This window comes from Streptomyces sp. BF23-19 (genome assembly GCF_041106355.1).
GTDB lineage: Bacteria > Actinomycetota > Actinomycetes > Streptomycetales > Streptomycetaceae > Streptomyces > Streptomyces virginiae_A.
The window spans coordinates 1-18,155 of the sequence record NZ_JBGBPT010000096.1 but is presented as its reverse complement, the minus strand read 5'-3'; the positions used below and the strand labels follow the sequence as shown (position 1 = coordinate 18,155).

Genomic DNA, 18,155 nt, shown 5'->3' with positions numbered 1-18,155 from the left:
CCGTCAGGGGCGTCAGTCCAGCACGCGGGCCAGGTACGCGTGCATCATCGCGCGGGTCTCGGCGACGATCCCGGGGTCTCCGGCCGGGTCGGCCCGGAAGGCGAGCTGTATCAGCGCGTCGGTGGCCTCGACCGCGACGAGGACGGCCCGTTCCAAGGTGGCGTCGGGGGTCAGGGCGAGGTGCGCGGAGAGCAGTTCCGTCAGCCGGGCGGCGACCTGGTGGTTGGGGTCCGCCTCCGGCCCCTCGGTCGGCGGCGCGGGCACACCGAAGTCGACGAGCGCGAAGCCGGGAACGCTGCGCTTCATGGCCAGGTACTCGTCCAGCACCGCGTCCACGACCGGCCGCCAGTGCGTGGCCGGGAGGTCGGTGAGTCGTTCCGCGATGCCGTCGACGTAGCGGTCGAGGTTGCGGTGGGCGAGGGCGATGGCCATGGCTCGCTTGTTGCCGAAGAAGCGGTAGACGGAACCGATCGGCACGCCGGCGCGCAGGGCCACGGCACGGGTGCTGAGGTTCTCGTACCCGGTCTCGTCCAGCAGTTCGGCGCAGGCGTCGAGGATCCGGGCGAGCCGGTCGGCGCTGCGCTGCTGGATCGGCGTTCGGCGCAGGGAGTGGGCGGGAGGCACGGGGTCCATCATGCCGCTCCTCGCTTCTCGGTTCGGTGGGGGCCTCAGTTCAGCAGAAGACTGAGCCCTCCGACGGTGTAAGTGATCATCAGCGCCAGCAGCGGGAGTTGCCCGGCCACCGCTTTCGCGGGCGGGAAGAGGCGCACGGACCGGTCGTGGGCCGCGACGACGCCGAGCACGTGACCGGTGACGACGGCGATGACCTGGAGGGCGGCGAGGCCGCCGGGACCCAGGGGTGGCACGGGTTCGGGGGCGTTGTCAGTGGCGAGTGCCATGCTCACTGTGCGTGGTCCTTCGACTACCAGGAGGGAGAAGTAGTGAGCGATGAGATAGCCGAGCGCGATCGGTACGAGTGAGTGCGCGAAGGCGGTCAGCGGGCCGGGGTGCGGGCCACTGACGAGGCGGGTGGCCGCGGCGCAGAGGCAGTAGAGGGTGGCGACGAGGGCGATGGAACCGAGCAGTCCGAGTGTGGCCGTGGGGATGCGGCCGAGGGGGGAGGTCTGAATGGCGTCGATCCACGAGGGGTTGTCGGAGAAGCCGTCGTAGGCGGTGGAGCCGAGCAGGACGCAGACGGTGGCGACGAGTCCGGGCCGCTCGGGTGTCGCGTCGAGTCCGTGGAAGGGGTTACGGAGAACGAGGCGGCCGTCGCTGCGACGGCCGAGGGGGGAGAGCCGGGCCAAGAGGGTGGAGTACGTCTCGAAGGCGTCGCCGTCGTCGAACCAATGCTCGCCGAAGCGGGCGGCGAGCAGCAGTTGGGCGGTGGCGTAGGTGGTGAGGGCGATGAGGAGGGTGGTGGTGGATGCGGGATCAGGAGCGACGAGTTCGAGCCAGGTGAAGCCGAACAGTCCGGCGGCGGCGGGCCATTGGCCGAGCCGGGCGGGGAGGGGGCGGTCGGGGCCGCCGCGGCGCAGGGCCCGGGAGAGCAGGCGGTGCACGGTGCGGAGCGGGTTGAGCAGGCGCCAGACGGGGCCGAGGAGGAGGGAGGCGGGCACGAGTCCGACCCAGAGGATGACGTAGACGGCGCCGGGGGCGGGGTTGTGCGCGGGGTCGTCGGGACCGAGGAGGAGGTGGAGCAGGACGGCCGCGGTGGCGGCGAGCCCCAGTGCGCGCAGGGCGGTTCGGGTGGTGGGCGCGTCGGCCGCCCGCTGGAGGGCGACGGGCAGGGCGAGGCCCGAGTGCTCTCCGCGGAAGCGGGAGGTGGACCAGAGCAGGCCGAGGGCGAGGAAGGAGACGAACAGCGCGGCGAAGGCACCGGCGAAGGCGTAGAAGGGAGAGATCGGTAGATCGTGCTGGGACCCGATCCCGTGCGCGAGCGAGGTGAGCGGATCGGCCGGGTGAAGGACCACGCCCTGGCCGTGGCCCCCCTCACCCGCGCCCGGGGCGAGGCCCGGCCCGGGCTGGCTCACCATCGGCCCACCCGGGGCGACGTCCCGAAGGCGGCAGGGCCCGGCCGCCCGGTGGCCCGAGGTGCGGGCGGCGCTGGTGACCGTTCCGCCGTTCGTCCGGCCCGCGGTCCGGGCGGCCGGGGTCCGGACTCCGCCCCGGGTTCGGATCCGGGCGCAGGGGTGGGGTCGGGGTGGGGTGGGGTCATCGGACGAGGAGTTGGGTCAGGACGAGGCCGGATGTGTGGGTCTCGACCTCGAAGAGACCCGTGCGGTCGGCCGTCAGGGTCAGGGTGGCCTCCTGGCCTGCCGGCAGGGCGAGTTCCTTGTCGTAGCCGTGGACGTGCAGGGTGTCCGCGCGGTCGCTCGTGACGCGCAGGGCCACGCGCTCTCCGCGCCGCAGCTCGGTGCGGGCGGGAGCCGGGCTGACCTTGCCGTCCCGGACGGTGATGGTGACCGTGCGGTCTGCCTGCTCCGGCGGCGGGGTCTGGCTCGGCGGGGTGTCCCCGTGGCTGTGTCCGCCCGCCTGGCCCGGGGCGGTGGCGGTGGCGGTGAGCTGGGCCGTGCCCTCGACCGGCTTGCCCGCGACCGCCCAGGCGGTGTGGTCGTCGGCGTAGAGGCGGACGGTCAGGGTGTGCGCGCCCTCGGGGACCTGCGCCGCGGGCAGGTGGAACCAGGGGCCGTACAGGCGGGCCAGCTTGCGGCCGTCGAGCTCCAGGTGAGCGTGGCCCGCGCCCGGGAGGGCGGCGCCGCCGGTGCTGTCGGGGGTGAAGCGGTAGTTCTTCACCGCCAGTTGGAGGTTCCAGCCGTCCTCCGAGTCCGGGCGGACGGTCAGCTGGACCTCCGGCGCGCCCTCGGCCGGGACCTCGCGGAGGCGGTGGCCGCCGGCGTCGGTGGTGGTGAGCAGGGTGCCCACGCTGCCGGATGCCTGCTCGTGGCTGGTGCCGGGTTTGTGGTGGGTGGTGGCCCGCCCGCCGCAGCCCGTCGCCGCGCCGCCCGCGAGGAGCAGGGCGAGGGCGAGCGGGGCCGCCGCGCGGGCGGTTCGGCGGAGCTTGCGGACCGCGCGGGGCGGCGGCGCGGCGCAGGCGTCGCACCGGTTGTCGTCGTCGGGCCGGTCGGGCCGGTGCTCGGGCAGGTCGAGCCGGCGCTCGGGCAGGTCGGGCCGGTGCTCGGGCAGGTCGGGCCGGTGCTCGGGCAGGTCGAGCCGGCGCTCGGGCCGGTGCTCGGGCAGGTCGGGCCGGTCGGTCACGGCTGGCCTCCTGTGGTCGGGGCGGCCTGGGCGGGGGTCACGGTGCGGGATCCGGGGTCGTCGGGGCCGCCGGGGGTTCCGGGGCGGGCGTGCTCAGCGCCGGGGCGGGGCCGGCGGGGACCGGATCGCGGTCGCCCGCGGGGTCGCCGCCCGGGCCGGACGGCCGGGCCGGGGTGCCCGGGCGGGCCGAGGCCACCACCGCCCACAGGACCCAGATCACGGCGACCAGGGCCCGTACCCAGGCGGGGCTCAGGGGGGTCCAGGGGATCATCAGGACGGCCTTGTCGAAGGCGTCCAGCAGGGTGAGCCCGGCCAGCAACAGGGTCAGGCGGGCCAACCAGGGGCGGTCGGCGCGCAGCACCAGGCCGACGCCCGTCCACCACAGGCCGAGCAGGAGGAGAGCGAGTGCCGGGACGAAGGTGGCGGTCAGCGGCATGGTGGAGCCCGCCACGTCCAGGACCAGACCGGCCAGCCCGGCCAGCGTGGCGACCGTGCCCAGCCGGGAGCCGCGCAGGCGGCGCCACCACAGGACGCCGCCGACGAGCAGCAGCACGGCGGCCACGGCCAGCGCGAGCTGGGTTTCCACCCGCTCCAGCCCGCGCGCGCCGTACCAGTCGCAGCCGGCCGGGAGTTTGCGCGCCTGGACGTTGTAGTCCGCGCAGACGAGGAGCTGGACCAGCTTGACCGGTTCGCCGACCAGCCGGGCGGACGCCCCCGAGACCTCGCCCCGGCGGTCGCCGCACTGCGGGACCGTTCCGGGGGTGGCCCCGTCGGGTCCGGCCTGCCAGCAGTTGGCACGCCCCTGGCCGTCCCACCACACGTCCATGCCGTTGGGGCGGGCGGCGCCCGACGTGTCCTTGCCCATGACGTTCCCGGCGTACCGGTTGTGGTGGGAGGTGTCGGTCTGCTTGGACCAGGCCTCCTCACCCCGGATGAAGGCGGGGACCGCGCTGAGGAAGAAGCCCGCGCGCCGGTGCCCGTACACCCAGTTGTTCTCGTAGAGGTTCCAGTTGCCGCCCGCGGTGATGATGCCGGTGCCCGGCGGCATGGAGATCTGCGGGCAGACCACGCCCCGCTCGTAGCCGCGCTCGATCGGCGGTTTGGCGCAGGTGCCGTCGGCGACGTGACCGTAGTAGTCCTGGTTGTTGTCGTGGATCAGGTTCCGCTCGAACTTGGCGTGGTTCTGCGGGAGTCCGGGGTGGCCGGGGAAGGCGCTGTCCATCGAGGCGCCGCCCATGTTCTGGTCGAACTCGTTGTCGTGCACCCACACCGAGTCACCCGCGGTGCCGGAGTAGCCGACCATGTTGTGGTGGCTGCGACAGCCGGTGATCTCGATGGAGTACCGGGGGACCTCGTAGCCGCGGCCGTCGTTGATGTTCGAGGCGCTGCCCGGGTAGATGCCGGAGTCGCCGTTCCCGTACGACTCGCAGTTCTTGTACAGCCCGTGGTCGCTTGCGAAGGTCAGGAAGCCGTACTCGTCGTTCCAGCGGGTCAGCACGTCGTCGATGACGAAGCCGTCGCCCGCGAGCACGTACAGCGAGTTGAAGGTGGTGCGCTGGGCGGTGAAGTTGCGGAAGTAGATGCCGTTGGACCTGTCCGCGCGGATGGCGTTCAGCTTCTGGTACTTGGCGTCGACGACCACGTCGAGCCGTGACGCGCCCGTGCCCTCGATCTGCAGGTTCGTCTTGCCGAGGATGGCGACGAGGTTCTGGTTGTGCCGGCAGTGCACCTGCTGCTCGTAGGACAGGATCTGGTACCCGAGCGAGGACTGGGGGGCCTTCAGCGCGGCGCACTCCCCCGTCGGTGCGGGGAGGGAGGGCTCCTCCTCGTACAGGCCGGGGAGGATCGCGATGTTCATCCCGGGCCGGTCGACGGCGTCGACGGCCTCCTGCAGGTGTCGGTAGCCGCTCTTCTCGCACCGCTCGTACAGGGCGAGGTTGCGCTGCCTGAGCTCTTCGGAGAAGGCGGATATCCGGCGCTCGAAGGCAGGCCGGTCGATTTTGCAGACGATCAGATCGGGCTCCGCCGTGCGGTACTCGGGTACCGATCCGGAGCCGTCCGGGAGGGTGATCGGGCGCTCCTCGTGCGCGCCGGCGGCGGGCGCGGCGACGAGGAGGGACAGGAGGGCGAGGAGGGCGGCGAGGAGCGCCGCCGGCACGGCAGGGAACCTGCGGGTCCACGACATGCGCGTGAGAGTAGAGGAATGTTCATCTTTTGGGATCCCCCTGGACCGAATCCGTGTTCCCTCCCGGCGTTCCCGACCGTGTTTCCGATCGCCGTTTCCGATCGCCGTTTCCGATCGCCGTTTCCGCCCACGCCCCGTCGACCCCTCCCCCATTTCCGGCCTTTCCCGTCGATCTCGGGGCCGAGGACAGGTCCGCCGTTGACGTGCGAGCCGCGGAATCCTACTGTCGACCATAGGATTCCTTCGACGGAGCGGGAGCAGCACATGAGCGAGCAGGCCAGGAAGACGGCCGAGGCACTGGAGTACCTCACCGGCTTCGGCAACGAGCACAGCTCGGAGGCCGTCCCCGGCGCACTGCCGATCGGCCGGAACTCGCCCCAGCGCGCCCCCCTCGGCCTCTACGCCGAGCAGCTCAGCGGCAGCGCCTTCACCGAGCCCCGCACCCACAACCGCCGCTCCTGGCTCTACCGGATCCGCCCCTCGGCCGCGCACCCGCCCTTCACCCGGATCGACAACGGGGCCCTGCGTTCCGCGCCCTTCACCGAGTCCGTGGCGGACCCGAACCGGCTCCGCTGGAACCCGCTGCCCGAGCCGGCCCCCGGCACCGACTTCCTCTCCGGCCTGTGGACCCTCGGCGGCAACGGCGACGCCGCCCAGCGCGCCGGCATGGCCATCCACCTCTACGCCGCCAACGCCGACATGACCGACCGGGTGTTCAGCGACTCCGACGGCGAGCTGCTGATCGTCCCCGAGCGCGGCGGACTGCTCCTGCGCACCGAGCTGGGCCTGCTCGCCGCCCGCCCGGGGGACATGGCCCTCATCCCCCGCGGCGTCCGCTTCCGCGTCGAGCTGCTCGACGCCGACGCCCGCGGCTACATCTGCGAGAACTACGGCCAGCCCTTCGAGCTGCCGAACCTGGGCCCGATCGGCGCCAACGGCCTCGCCGCCGCACGGGACTTCCAGGCCCCCGTGGCGGCGTACGAGGACAGCGAGCGCCCGACCGAGGTGATCAACAAGTTCTGCGGCAACCTCTGGTCCGCCACCTACGACCACTCCCCGCTCGACGTGGTCGCCTGGCACGGCAGCCACGTCCCGTACGTGTACGACATGCGCCGCTTCAACGTCCTGGGCTCGATCAGTTACGACCACCCCGACCCGTCGATCTTCACGGTCCTGACCTCGCCCTCCGACACCCCGGGGCTGGCGGGCGTGGACTTCGTGGTCTTCGCCCCGCGCTGGCTGGTCGGCGAGGACACCTTCCGTCCGCCCTACTTCCACCGCAACGTGATGAGCGAGTACATGGGCCTCATCGAGGGGGCCTACGACGCCAAGGCCGAGGGCTTCGTCCCCGGCGGCGGCTCGCTCCACAACATGATGTCCGCGCACGGACCCGACCACGAGACCTTCGAGCGGGCGAGTGCGGCCGAGCTGAAGCCGCAGAAGATCGACGACGGCCTGGCCTTCATGTTCGAGACCCGCTGGCCGATCACCGCCACCGCGCAGGCTGCCGGCGCGGATCACCTCCAGCGCGGGTACGACGACGTGTGGCAGGGTCTGCAGCGCCACTTCCGCGCCTGACCTGCACTGCATACGCTGCATGCGCCGTACCTTGCACGCGCCGTACCCTGCACGCGTCGTACCGTGCGTGCGCCGCACGTCACCCCTGTCCAGCCCTTCGGAGATCCACCCGTGACCGCCTTCGCCCCCGACTCGCTGGTACTGAACCGGAAGCTGCCGCTCTGGTACCAGGTGTCGCAGTCACTGCGCGCCTCGATACTGGGGCGCACCCCGGACGCCTCGCTGCGCCTGCCCACCGAGGAGCAGCTGGCCGGGCACTACGGGGTGAGTGTGCTGACCATGCGGCAGGCGCTCAAGGAGCTGGAGGGTGAGGGCCTGATCAGCCGGCACCGGCGGCGCGGCACCTTCATCGAGCCGGGCGCCCTGCGCAGCACCCCGGTCCGGCTGCTGGGCTCGGTCGACGCGATCGTGGCCCAGCAGTCGGGCGACCGTACGACGATCCTCGGGCACGGCCGCACAGCCGTGTCCGGGGAGCTGCTGGAGCACTTCCCGGGCACGGCCGAGGTGGTCACCTTCCGACGCCTGCGCCACGACCGGGAGAGCGGGGAGCCGACCAACTGGGCGGAGAACGCCGTCCTCCCGGAGTTCGCCGAGGCGGTGGACCTCGCCGATCTCGAACGCTGGCCGATGACGAAGGTCCTGCGGGACATCGTGGGGGTGCGCATCAGCCGGATCACGGACACGGTGGAGGCCCGGCTGGCCGACCCGGAGACGGCCGAGCTGCTCCAGGTGCCGCTGCTGAGCCCGATCCTGCACTACACGGGCGTCACCTACGACGAGGACGGCCGGGTGGTGGACGTGGCCCGGATCCGCTACCGCGGCGACCGGTTCTCCTTCACGGTGACGGTCGACGCGCACTGACGTCCCTCGGACGCCCCGGGACGGCCCTCCGCCGCCCCTCGGACGCCCCTCGGATGCCCCCGGAGGCGGTCCTCCGACGCCCCGGAGACGGTCCTGCGGGTCCTGCGGCGCCGCGCGCCTACTTCTCGTCGTCCTCCCTGGTGCGTTCGCCCTCCGCTTGGGAAGGCGTGGTCCGCATCGTGTGCGGGTGCTGGAGCTGCTTGCGCTGGGCCTCGTCCATGTCCTCGTCGAGGCGCTCGCCCTCGGCCTGTGACGGGGTCGTGTATTCGTCGTACTGGCTCATGACCGCCTCCTCAGCCTCCTCGGTCGAAACCGTACGAATGCCTATACAAGGAGCCTAGCTCGCCGGCCTGGACGGAGCCCGGCCATCGGGTCCCGTCGCTACCATCGGCGGCGTGAGCGATGACGTACCGCTGCTCGATGATCTGATGCCCTGGTCCGTGGGCGGCCTGCGCCTGGGCCGGGACTGGGTGGCCGCACCCGATCCGGCGGCCCTGCGCGCCCGCTGGGCCACCCTGACCGGCTCCGAAGGCGCCGAGCGGGAGCGGCTGTTCCGCCCGAGCCGCAGCCGTCGGCCCGACGCCGGGGCGGCCGCCCTGCCGGGGCAGCGGTCGGCGGCCACGGCCCGATTCGCCGACGACCCGGGCCCTTGCCCCGACCCCGTACGGGTGCTCCGCGAGCCCTTCGACGAGCAGTGGCTGCTGCCCGACCAGCGGCTCATCGACGCGGCCCGCCCCGAGCTCTGGCGGGTCCGGGACGAGCACCAGCTGTTCCTCGTCGAGACCCCGGATCCGCTGGTCACCGCGCACCTCCCGGTCGGCCGCCTCGGCCGGATCCGCCCCCTGCACCGGCGCCCCGGCGGCGCCGAGCCGAATCTCGCGCCCGGCCTGCTGCCCCTGCTCGTCGCGCGCCACGGCGGCCCGGTCATCCCCGAGGACGTCCTGTCCTGGATCCTCGCGGCGGGCCGCCCGGGTCCGCGCGGGTACGAGGTCCCGCTCGCCGCCGATCCCGAGCACTGGCGGGCCGGGCTGGAGCTGGGGCACCGGCTGCTGGCCGTGCAGCTGCGCGGGGCCCGCGGCGGTGAACCGCCCCGGCTGCCCGGCGGGCGCCGGCCGTACGTCCGCTCGGCGGTCACGGGCCGGCCGCGCGAGCTCGCGTACGAAGCCGAGAGCGAGACGCTGAGCCTCGGGAGCGGGACGGTCTCCCCCGTCCCGGCCGGGGCCTGGGAGTACGAGGCGCAGGGCGTGCGGGTGCTGCCGGCCTGGTTCGCCGCCCGCACCGCGCACCGGGGTCCGGACGCCGAGGGTCTGGCCGCGCTGGGGCCGGCCGAGTGGCCGCAGAGCTGGACCTCGGAACTGCTCGCCCTGGTGACCACGTTGGCGCTGCTGGCCGAACTGACCCCGGAGCGGGCCGCGTTCGAGACCGGTCCGGTGCTGTCGACCGAGGTGCTGCGCGCGGCCGGGGTACTGCCGCCGCCGGCCTGGGCCCGGCGCCCGGCGTCGGTGCTGGACCACCAGGAGGAGGGCCCGGGAGGGCAGTTCGCCCTCCTCTGAGGAGGACCGCCCGCCTCCTGGGGCGGCCTTCCTCCGAGGACGGCGGGCGGACGCCCTACGCTCCCCAGGCCCCCAGCAGCCGGGACACCGTGCGGTCGAACACCGCGTCCATGTCGAGCCCGGCACCCGGGACCGGACCGCCGGCGACCAGGGCCGCCGCCAACCGCGGATACTCCCCGGTGGCCAGCCGGGAGCCGAGCCAGGCCGTCCGTACGCGCTGCTCCTCCGCCTCGCCCCAGGGGAGCGTCCGGGCCCGTTCGGCCATCGCCAGCTCGCTGGCCACGTAGGTCGCGACGGCGCCGTTGACGGCGGCGACCAGCTCCAGCTTCTCTCCGTCCGGGACGTCGAGCGGAGCCAGGCAGTCCAGGCTGTACTCCAGGTAGCGCAGGGCGTTCGGGCCGAAGCCGTGAACGGGGCTGAGCACGCGCGGCAGCCAGGGGTGGCGGTGCATCAGCGCGCGTGTCCCGCGGGCCAGCGCGAGCAGGTCGGCCCGCCAGTCGCCGGTGGGCGGCGGGAGCTCGTACTCCCCGCTGACCGCGTCGACCATCAGCTCGTACAGGTCCTCCTTGCGCGGCACGTAGTTGTAGAGGGACATCGTCCCGGCGCCGATCCCGGCCGCCACGCGCCGCATGGAGACGGCCTCGACCCCCTCCTCGTCGGCGATCCGCACCGCCTCGGACGCGATGGACTCACGGCTGTGCGCGGGCCTGGGGCCGCGGCCGGCCCGCTGGGGGCGGGACCAGATCACTTCGGGTTCAGCGGGTCGCCCGCCGGCTGTCATGGCTCAGATCACCTCGTCGTCTCCCCACCATCTTAGTTACGTACATCGTACGTAGTGAGGTACGGTGGCGCACATGACAACTACGTACGCTGTACTTAGTGAGGGTCTGGAGAAGAACTACGGGGAGGTCCACGCCCTGCGCGGCCTCGACCTCGCCGTTCCCGAGGGCACGGTCTGCGGCCTCCTCGGCCCCAACGGCGCGGGCAAGACCACCGCCGTCCGGATCCTCACCACCCTCACCGCGCCCACCGGCGGCCGCGCCCTCGTCGCCGGTCACGACGTCACCCGGGACCCCGCGGCCGTCCGCCGCGCGATCGGCGTCACCGGCCAGTACGCCTCCGTCGACGGGGACCTGACCGGCCGTGAGAACCTCCGGCTCTTCGCCCGGCTGGCCGGACTGCGTGGCCGCGCGGGACGGGCCCGCGCCGACGAGCTGCTGGAGCGCTTCGGGCTCGGCGAGGCCGCCGACCGGACGGCCGCCACCTGGTCGGGCGGCATGAAGCGGCGCCTGGACCTGGCCGCCGGCCTGGTCACCCGCCCCCGGGTGCTGTTCCTCGACGAGCCCACCACCGGCCTGGACCCGGCGGCCCGCGAGCAGATCTGGACGGCGGTGCGGGAACTCGTCGAGAAGGGCTCCGAGGGCACCACGGTGCTGCTCACCACCCAGTATCTGGAGGAGGCCGACCGGCTGGCCGGCGAGATCGTGGTCGTCGACCGCGGCCGGGTCGCCGCCACCGGCACTCCGGCCCGACTGAAGGCCCGGATCGGCGCCCGCGCCGAGGTCACCGTCGCCGAGCCCGGGACGCTCGCGCGCGCCGCGGCCGTACTCGACCAGCTCACCGGTGGCCGGCCCGTGCTCGACGAGCAGCGGCTGACCGTCGGCGTCACCGTCCTCGACGGCGCCCTCGGCGGCGCCCTCACCCTGCCGCGGATCATCCGGGAGCTCGACGCCGCCGGGGTCCCGGTCACGGACGCCACCCTGCGCCCGCCGACCCTCGACGAGGTGTTCCTGCGCCTCACCCAGCCCCACGGCACCGCCGTCGAGGCCGCCACCGCCGATCAGGAGTACGCCGCATGAGCACCCTGCTGTCCGACGGCGGAGCCGTCCTCACCCGCCAGCTCCAGAAGGCGCGGCACGCCCCGGCGTTGCTGGTCCTCACCCAGACGATGCCGATCACCATGCTGCTGTTCTTCGGCTACGTCTTCGGCAGCGCGCTCGCCATGCCGGGCGCGGAGTACCGGGAGTTCCTGGTCCCCGGGCTGCTGGCCGCCACCGCCGCGAACGGTCTGATGACCGGCATGTTCACGGCCGCGCAGGACGCCCACCGCGGGGTGATGGACCGGTTCCGGACCCTGCCGATGAGCCGCACCGCCGTACCGCTCGGGCAGACGGCCGCCGACCTGCTGACCACCGGCGTGTCGATGGTGCCGTTGATGCTGGTGGGGCTGGCGATGGGCTGGCGCATCGAGAACGGCCTGCCCGGCGCGCTCGGAGCCCTCGGCGTGCTGCTGCTGTTCCGGTTCGCCACCGCATGGGTGGGCACGTACCTCGGTCTGCTGAGCAGCAGCGAGGAGGCGGCCGGCCAGCTCGGCAGTGCCACCTTCGTCCTGCCGATGCTCTCCAGCGCGTACCTGCCGACCGCGGGGCTGCCCGGGTGGCTGCGCGCGGTCGCCGAGTGGAACCCGATCAGCGCGGTCGCCACCGCCGTGCGCGAGCTGTGCGGGAACGCCGGGGGCGCGGCCGAGGCCGGCGCCGCCTGGCCCGCGGCCCATCCCGTGGCGGGGGCGCTGCTGTGGTCGGGTGTGCTGCTCGCGCTGTTCGTGCCGTTGGCCACGCGCAGGTTCGCCCGCGGCCGGTAGTGACAGCGGCCCGTCCGACCCGGTAGGCAGGGCCCATGGCTACCGAACCACTCCCCCTGGACGGCATCACCGTCGTCGCCGTCGAACAGGCCGTCTCGGCCCCCTTCGCCACCCGCCAGCTCGCCGACCTGGGCGCCAGGGTGATCAAGGTCGAACGTCCCGACGGCGGCGACTTCGCCCGTGCCTACGACACGGCCGCGCACGGCCTCGCCTCGCACTTCGTGTGGGCCAACCGGGGCAAGGAGTCGATCGCGCTCGACCTGAAGGACCCGCGCGGCCGGGAGGTCCTGCACGGGCTGCTGGTCGGGGCCGATGTCTTCGTGCAGAACCTCGCGCAGGGGGCCGCCGCCCGGCTCGGGCTCGACTCGGCCGCGCTGTGCGCGCGTTACCCCCGACTGGTCGCGGTGGACGTCTCCGGCTACGGGGCCGAGGGCCCGTACGCCCACAAGCGCGCCTACGACATGCTCGTGCAGTGCGAGGCGGGCCTGGTGTCGGTGACCGGCACCCCCGAGCAGCCCGTCAAGGCGGGGATCCCGGCGGCGGACATCGCGGCGGCCATGTACGCCTTCTCGGGGATCCTGGCCGCCCTGCTGCGCCGCGGGGTCACCGGGCGCGGCGGCAGGGTGGAGGTGTCCATGCTGGACGCGCTCGCCGAGTGGATGGGCCATCCGCTGCACCACACGATGCACGGCGGGGAGCAGCCCGTACGCACGGGCCTCGCGCACGCGGTGATCGCGCCCTACGACGCCTACGCGACGGCCGACGGGGACCGCGTGCTGCTGTCGGTGCAGAACGACCGCGAGTGGCGACGGCTGGCACAACAGGTCCTGGAACAGCCCGAGTTGGCGGACGATCCGGCGTACGCGACGAACGCGGCGCGCACCGCGAACCGGGAGAAGACCGACGCGGTGGTGGCCGAGGCGTTGGGCCGGCTCGGCGCGGACGAGGCGATCGGGCGGCTGGAGGCGGCGGGCATCGCGTGCGCGCGGCTGAACTCCGTGGCCCAGCTGGCCGGGCATCCGCAGCTCGCGGCCCGGGACCGCTGGCGGGAGGTGGACACACCGGCCGGTCCGCTGCGGGCCCTGCTGCCGCCGATCGGGCTGCCGGGCGGCGCGGCACCGCACATGGGTGCGGTGCCCGCGCTGGGCGAGCACACCGAGTCCCTGCTGCGCGCCCTGGGGATGGCGGACGCGCAGATCTCGGAACTGCGCCGGGACGGTGTGATCGGGTAGGGCCGGGGAGCCGGAGGCCGAGGGGCCGACGGCTGCGGTACGGGGACGGTTACGAGCGGCGGCTGCCGAAGAGCGTGCGACGCAGACGGCGCAGCGGCGCGAAGAGCGAGACGCGCGCGCTCCGGCTCCGCAGACGGTGCGTGTGGTCGCGGGAGGTGAGCTCGCGCATCAGCAGCGTCGCCTCGGCGGTCTCCCGGTGCGGGACGGCGGGACCGCCCAGCACAGAGAGGTGGCGGTCGAGGCGCGAGCTGGTCGCACTGCTGCCGCAGGTGATGGCAGGCACGCGAGGCGGCCTGCTGCGCATTGCTATCTGTTCCATGTTCTCTCCCCACCCGTACGAGGGCACCCGGCCCGGGCAGGTTAACCCTATCGCCCCCGCGTCGCCCCCGGGTATCCCGGTGGTGTGAATTACCCCTGCGGCGACGGGGAGTTGACGATTACTCAACGGAGTCGCCGATTACTCTCCGCACAGACGTCACGCTGCGAAAGGCCTCTGCGCGAGTCCCGTCACGACAGGGGCCACTTGGCCCACACTGCGCTAACTTGGAGTGATCGCCCGATGACACGGGGGCGCACGGGAACACACTCGGGGGCGCGTGTGAGTGAGCAATCGAACTCCGATCGTGTCATCTCGGGCCGCTACCGACTGCTCGAACCGATCGGCCGCGGCGGGATGGGCATCGTGTGGCGGGCCCGGGACGAGGTACTCGCCCGCGATGTCGCCGTCAAGGAGGTGCGGGCGCCGGCCGGGCTGGAACCCGCCGAACTGGAGCGGCTGTACCGGCGGCTGGAGCGGGAGGCCTGGGCCGCGGCCCGGGTCTCGCACCGCGGGGTCGTCACCGTCTACGACGTGGCCTCCGAGGGCGGACGGCCCTGGATCGTGATGGAGCTGGTGCGCGGGCTCTCGCTGGCCGACGTACTGGAGGCCGAGGGGCCGATGCCCCCTCAGCGGGCCGCGCACATCGGGGAACAGGTGCTCGCCGCGCTGCGCTCGGCGCACGACTCCGGGGTGCTGCACCGGGACGTGAAGCCGGGCAACGTCCTGATCGCCAACGACGGCCGGGTGGTGCTCGGCGACTTCGGGATCGCGACCCTGGAGGGCTCCTCCTCGATCACCATGACGGGCGAGGTGGTCGGCTCGCCCGAATTCCTCGCGCCCGAGCGGGCGTTGGGACGCGATCCGGGGCCCGCCTCGGACCTGTGGGCGCTCGGGATCATGCTGTACACCGCCGTCGAGGGGGTCTCGCCCTTCCGGCAGGCCACCCCGCTGGACACCCTGCGGGCGGTGGTGGACACGGAGTTGCCGCCGCCACGCCGGGCCGGGGCGCTGGCGCCCGTACTGGAGGGGTTGCTGCGCAAGGACCCGGCCGAGCGGCTGCCCGCGGCGGAGGCGGCCCGGATGCTGCGGGTGGTGGGTGCGGGCGGGACCGTACGGGCTCCCGACGGGCCGGTGTCGGGGCCGGACACGCCGACGGTCGTCGCGCACCACGGGCAGGGGGCGGACACCCCGCGCGAGCCGTACCGGGCGCAGCCGACGCAGGCGGCGCCACCGGGGCACGCGGCTCCGTACGGGACGCCGGCGCCGGTGGCCCGCGAGGGGCACGCCGGGCTGGTGCTGACCGTCGGCATCGTGTTGATGGTGCTGGCTCTGATCGCGGTGGGGTGGCTGCTGTTCAAGGATCTCGGGAACGGCGACGGGACGGGCGCCGGGAACGGCTCTCCGACGGGCTCGACTACGGCCTCCCGGACCGTGACCACGACGCCGACGACGGCTCCGTCGGCCCCGGTGTCGGCGTCCGCCTCGGGACCGGCGGGACAGCACGTCTCGGTGTACGTGGACGTGGTGCGCTCCTCCTACACCGGCAGCTGCCCGCCGCCGGCCGGGTCCGCGCCCGCCTTCACGGCCACCGTCGAGGTGGAGCGCACCCCGGTCGTGCTGGAGTACCGCTGGGCCACGCGCAGCGGACGTACCTCCGGACCCGACTGGCGGGACGTCACGTACGAGGAGGGCGGGCCGAGGAGCCGGCGGCTGGAGCACACCGAGCTCACGCACGCACCGGACGGGGCCTTCGAGGACGCGGTCCGGCTGGAGGTGCGGGGACCGGCGGAGGTGGCCACCCAGTGGGTGGCCACCTCGGTGACGTGCCGGAAGGAGACCCCGACGAGCGGGGCCCCCTCCCCCGGGCCGAGTGCGACGCCGTCACCGTCACCGTCACCGACGACGAGCGCTCCGGCGAGTCCGGCGAGCGACGAGTCGGACGGGACGGTCAGCACGGATCGAACGGATCGGACGGATCGGACGGAGTCGACCGATCAGGCGGCGTTCGTGAAGACCGGCAGGTAGCCGCCGGACTGTCCGGCCGCGGTCGGGTGGTACGACTCGCCGATGTTCAACCAGTTGACGCTGTGCAGCCACGCGTTGCCGGAGCAGATCTCGTGGCCCGTGAAGGTGCCGGCGACCGAGGCGAAGGTGAAGCCGTGGTTGGCGGCGCGTTTGGCGATGGCGGTGTTGAGGTGGTCGGCGGCGCCGTTGATGGCGGCCCGCTCGCCCTCGGTGAGGCCGGTGGTGCAGGTGCCGTTCAGCTTGTAGAAGCGGGGATAGCCGAGGACGACGACGTGCGCGCCGGGCGAGCGGCTGCTGATGGCGTTGTAGACCTGGTCGAGCAGGCCGGGGAGGGTGGAGTCCACGTAGGCCTTGGCCTGGTTCACGCGGTTGACGCAGGTGGATTCGGACTGGAGCACACAGGTGGTCATGACGTCGGAGAATCCGGCGTCGTTGCCACCGATGGTGATGCTGACCAGGTCGGTGCCGGAGTTGAGCGGGGCGAGCTGACCTGAAAGGACATCACCCGTACGAGCGCCCGAGCAGGCGGTGAAGGAGAAGGTCTGGGGGGAATGGGCGGCGGCCCACAGGGCCGGGTAGGCGCGGGTGGTGCGCTTGCAGTTGCCGCTGGCGCCGTCGTAGTTGCCGGCGCCGACGCCGGAGGAGTACGAGTCGCCGAGGGCGACGTAGCCGAAGTCGGCCCGGGCGGTGGCGGCCGCCTGGCCCGCGCCGAACAGGGTGGCGCCCGCGGCGAGTAAGAGGGAGGAGGTCAGGGCAGCGAAGCGCGACAGTTTCAAGCTCATGTGTGCGGCTCCTTGTGGGGGTTACTCCTGAGTCCGTGGTACAAGCAGCCGAGGTCCGCTGGAAGTGTCCATGCCAAGAATATTCAGGGCAGAGTTGCGGCCCGAACCTTCACTGCGAATGCGTTTGAAGAGGGAACTTGGGCACCCGATCCAGCGAAACACGGGTGCACGAGGGCATCGTGTGCCGGATCATGGGCGCCATGTCAGCCAACCCGCAGGACGCGCTGCCGATCCGGCTCAACGTCGACGACAGCGACTCACCGTCGGACGTCGTCGACGCGCTCTTCCTCGGCCGGTTCGCGTCCGGCGAGCAGCCGTACTCGCACAGCGTGTCGATCGAGCGGGTCAAGGCGGAGGCCACCCTCCTGCCGCCGGAGGCCACGGTGTTGCGCTCGGCGCGCGACAGCGACCGCAGCGCCACCCTCGCCGAGGGCGAGGGCTGGACCATGCTCGTCTCGCGCTGGAGCCGGGGCGCGGACGTCACCGTGACGGCGGTCAGTGACGAACTCGCCGCCGGCGTGCTCGGCAAGGCCACCGAGGGCGTACAGGACGAGCCCGAACCGCAGCCCGAGAACGTCACGATGGGCTTCTGGTACGTCTCCCCGCGCCGCGGCCCGTACCGGACGACCCGCCAGATCGCGGCCGGGACCTGGGCGGAGGTACGGCCCAACTACACGGCGCCGGTGGCCGGGGCGATGGACCGGCTGATGAAGGTGACCCCCGACGACATCGCGGGCCGGCTGCTCCTGCTGCACGGGCCGCCGGGCACCGGCAAGACCTCCGCGCTGCGGACGCTGGCCCGGTCCTGGCGGGACTGGTGCCAGGTGGACTGCGTCCTGGACCCGGAGCGGCTGTTCAACGACGTGGGCTACCTGATGGACATCGCGATCGGCGAGGACGAGGGCACGGCGAAGGGCCGCTGGCGGCTGCTGCTGCTGGAGGACTGCGACGAACTGATCCGGGGCGAGGCCCGCCACACGGCCGGGCAGGCGCTGTCCCGGCTGCTGAACCTGACCGACGGCCTGCTGGGGCAGGGCCGCAACGTCCTGGTGGGGGTCACCACCAACGAGGACCTGGAACGGCTCCACCCCGCGGTGGTCCGGCCGGGGCGCTGCCTGGCCCGCATCGAGGTCGGCCGGCTGACCCACCGGGAAGCGGTGGACTGGCTGGGCACGGACGAGGGCGTCTCCCGCGAGGGCGCCAGCCTGGCGGAGCTGTTCGCCCTACGGCGCGGCACGGGCCCGGCGGCGATCCTGCCCCCGCAGCCACACAGCTCGGAGGCAGGCCTGTACCTCTAGTGCTGTGGCCCGGTGGACCTTTCCGGTCACAGCACCAGCCTCCGGCGCGGTTCACCCACCGTTGCGGCCCCGCCGGCCGCATTCAGCCACGCCGGCGAGGCCGGAACGGCCGGCGGTGGCTACGTGGCGTACCGGGCCCGAAGGGCGTCCGTCGCCGCGGCAAGGGCCTCGGCCTGCGTCAGACCGAGGCGGCGGACGCGGTCCGCGTACGCCTGGGCCGCCGCGGCCGCCTCCCGGGACACCGCGTCCCCCGCGGCCGCGATGAAGGTCCCGTTCCGGCCCCGCGTCTCGATCACCGCGTCCGCCTCCAACGCCCGGTACGCCTTCGCGACCGTGTTCGCGGCCAGCCCCAGCTCCTCCGCCAGGCCCCGTACCGTCGGCAGTTTGAAGCCCGCCGGGAGCTTCCCCGACCGGGCCCGGTCGGCG

Annotated in this window: 17 protein-coding genes; 8 read left to right on the top strand and 9 right to left on the bottom strand. The window is 73.4% G+C overall.

Annotated elements, in window-relative coordinates; all coding sequences use genetic code 11:
- Positions 1–12: 12 nt before the first annotated feature.
- From AB8A24_RS36730 to AB8A24_RS36715, 4 genes are all read right to left on the bottom strand, one after another.
- Positions 13–633, bottom strand: a complete 621-nt coding sequence (locus AB8A24_RS36730) for a TetR/AcrR family transcriptional regulator (RefSeq protein WP_266486503.1) — start codon at positions 631–633, stop codon at positions 13–15.
- A 35-nt stretch (positions 634–668) separates the two neighbouring features.
- A complete protein-coding gene (locus tag AB8A24_RS36725; protein ID WP_328963933.1) occupies positions 669–2,033 on the bottom strand; it encodes a hypothetical protein in 1,365 nt (454 codons plus the stop codon).
- 178 nt (positions 2,034–2,211) lie between these two features.
- Positions 2,212–3,015, bottom strand: a complete 804-nt coding sequence (locus AB8A24_RS36720) for a hypothetical protein (RefSeq protein ID WP_328966044.1) — start codon at positions 3,013–3,015, stop codon at positions 2,212–2,214.
- A gap of 277 nt (positions 3,016–3,292) precedes the next feature.
- The gene (locus tag AB8A24_RS36715; RefSeq protein ID WP_369478665.1) at positions 3,293–5,440 is read right to left on the bottom strand and encodes a right-handed parallel beta-helix repeat-containing protein; all 2,148 of its coding nucleotides are present in this window, start codon (positions 5,438–5,440) and stop codon (positions 3,293–3,295) included.
- Positions 5,441–5,704: 264 nt separating this feature from the next.
- On the opposite strand from AB8A24_RS36715, the gene hmgA reads away from it, so the two are divergent.
- Both hmgA and AB8A24_RS36705 read left to right on the top strand, forming a co-directional pair.
- A complete protein-coding gene (hmgA, locus tag AB8A24_RS36710) occupies positions 5,705–7,018 on the top strand; it encodes a homogentisate 1,2-dioxygenase (protein WP_266389762.1) in 1,314 nt (437 codons plus the stop codon).
- Positions 7,019–7,129: 111 nt separating this feature from the next.
- Positions 7,130–7,879, top strand: a complete 750-nt coding sequence (locus AB8A24_RS36705) for a GntR family transcriptional regulator (protein ID WP_202202235.1) — start codon at positions 7,130–7,132, stop codon at positions 7,877–7,879.
- 118 nt (positions 7,880–7,997) lie between these two features.
- Here AB8A24_RS36705 and AB8A24_RS36700 read toward each other — a convergent pair whose 3' ends face one another.
- Positions 7,998–8,162 carry a hypothetical protein gene (locus AB8A24_RS36700; RefSeq protein WP_181382635.1) on the bottom strand — a complete coding sequence of 55 codons (165 nt, stop codon included), beginning with the start codon at positions 8,160–8,162 and terminating at the stop codon, positions 7,998–8,000.
- A 145-nt stretch (positions 8,163–8,307) separates the two neighbouring features.
- Here AB8A24_RS36700 and AB8A24_RS36695 point away from each other — a divergent pair, with 145 nt between their 5' ends.
- A complete protein-coding gene (locus AB8A24_RS36695; protein ID WP_328966043.1) occupies positions 8,308–9,432 on the top strand; it encodes a type ISP restriction/modification enzyme in 1,125 nt (374 codons plus the stop codon).
- Between the two features lie 55 nt (positions 9,433–9,487).
- Here the strand turns inward: AB8A24_RS36695 and AB8A24_RS36690 are convergent, their stop codons facing one another.
- Complete coding sequence (locus tag AB8A24_RS36690; protein WP_328963930.1) at positions 9,488–10,213, bottom strand: TetR/AcrR family transcriptional regulator; 726 nt, start codon at positions 10,211–10,213, stop codon at positions 9,488–9,490.
- Positions 10,214–10,286: 73 nt separating this feature from the next.
- Between AB8A24_RS36690 and AB8A24_RS36685 the strand changes: the two genes are divergently transcribed.
- From AB8A24_RS36685 to AB8A24_RS36675, 3 genes are read left to right on the top strand one after another with little or no spacing between them, the layout of a single operon-like run.
- On the top strand, positions 10,287–11,291 hold the full coding sequence (locus AB8A24_RS36685; protein WP_328963929.1) for an ATP-binding cassette domain-containing protein: 1,005 nt from the start codon (positions 10,287–10,289) through the stop codon (positions 11,289–11,291).
- Positions 11,288–12,073, top strand: a complete 786-nt coding sequence (locus tag AB8A24_RS36680; protein WP_328963928.1) for an ABC transporter permease — start codon at positions 11,288–11,290, stop codon at positions 12,071–12,073. The genes AB8A24_RS36685 and AB8A24_RS36680 overlap by 4 nt, the downstream gene beginning before the upstream one ends.
- A gap of 35 nt (positions 12,074–12,108) precedes the next feature.
- Complete coding sequence (locus tag AB8A24_RS36675; protein WP_369478664.1) at positions 12,109–13,305, top strand: CaiB/BaiF CoA transferase family protein; 1,197 nt, start codon at positions 12,109–12,111, stop codon at positions 13,303–13,305.
- A gap of 49 nt (positions 13,306–13,354) precedes the next feature.
- Here the strand turns inward: AB8A24_RS36675 and AB8A24_RS36670 are convergent, their stop codons facing one another.
- Complete coding sequence (locus tag AB8A24_RS36670; RefSeq protein ID WP_030723188.1) at positions 13,355–13,624, bottom strand: hypothetical protein; 270 nt, start codon at positions 13,622–13,624, stop codon at positions 13,355–13,357.
- Positions 13,625–13,903: 279 nt separating this feature from the next.
- Between AB8A24_RS36670 and AB8A24_RS36665 the strand changes: the two genes are divergently transcribed.
- Positions 13,904–15,649 (top strand): protein kinase, encoded by a 1,746-nt coding sequence (locus AB8A24_RS36665; RefSeq protein ID WP_369478663.1) that lies wholly within the window; start codon positions 13,904–13,906, stop codon positions 15,647–15,649.
- Here AB8A24_RS36665 and AB8A24_RS36660 read toward each other — a convergent pair.
- Complete coding sequence (locus AB8A24_RS36660; RefSeq protein ID WP_323184878.1) at positions 15,619–16,425, bottom strand: SGNH/GDSL hydrolase family protein; 807 nt, start codon at positions 16,423–16,425, stop codon at positions 15,619–15,621. The genes AB8A24_RS36665 and AB8A24_RS36660 overlap by 31 nt on opposite strands.
- 206 nt (positions 16,426–16,631) lie before the next feature.
- Here AB8A24_RS36660 and AB8A24_RS36655 point away from each other — a divergent pair, with 206 nt between their 5' ends.
- Positions 16,632–17,729 carry a DUF5925 domain-containing protein gene (locus AB8A24_RS36655; RefSeq protein ID WP_202202228.1) on the top strand — a complete coding sequence of 366 codons (1,098 nt, stop codon included), beginning with the start codon at positions 16,632–16,634 and terminating at the stop codon, positions 17,727–17,729.
- Between the two features lie 119 nt (positions 17,730–17,848).
- On the opposite strand, the gene AB8A24_RS36650 is transcribed toward AB8A24_RS36655, so the two are convergent.
- On the bottom strand, positions 17,849–18,155 hold a 307-nt coding region (locus AB8A24_RS36650; RefSeq protein ID WP_369478662.1), incomplete at its 5' end, for a GntR family transcriptional regulator.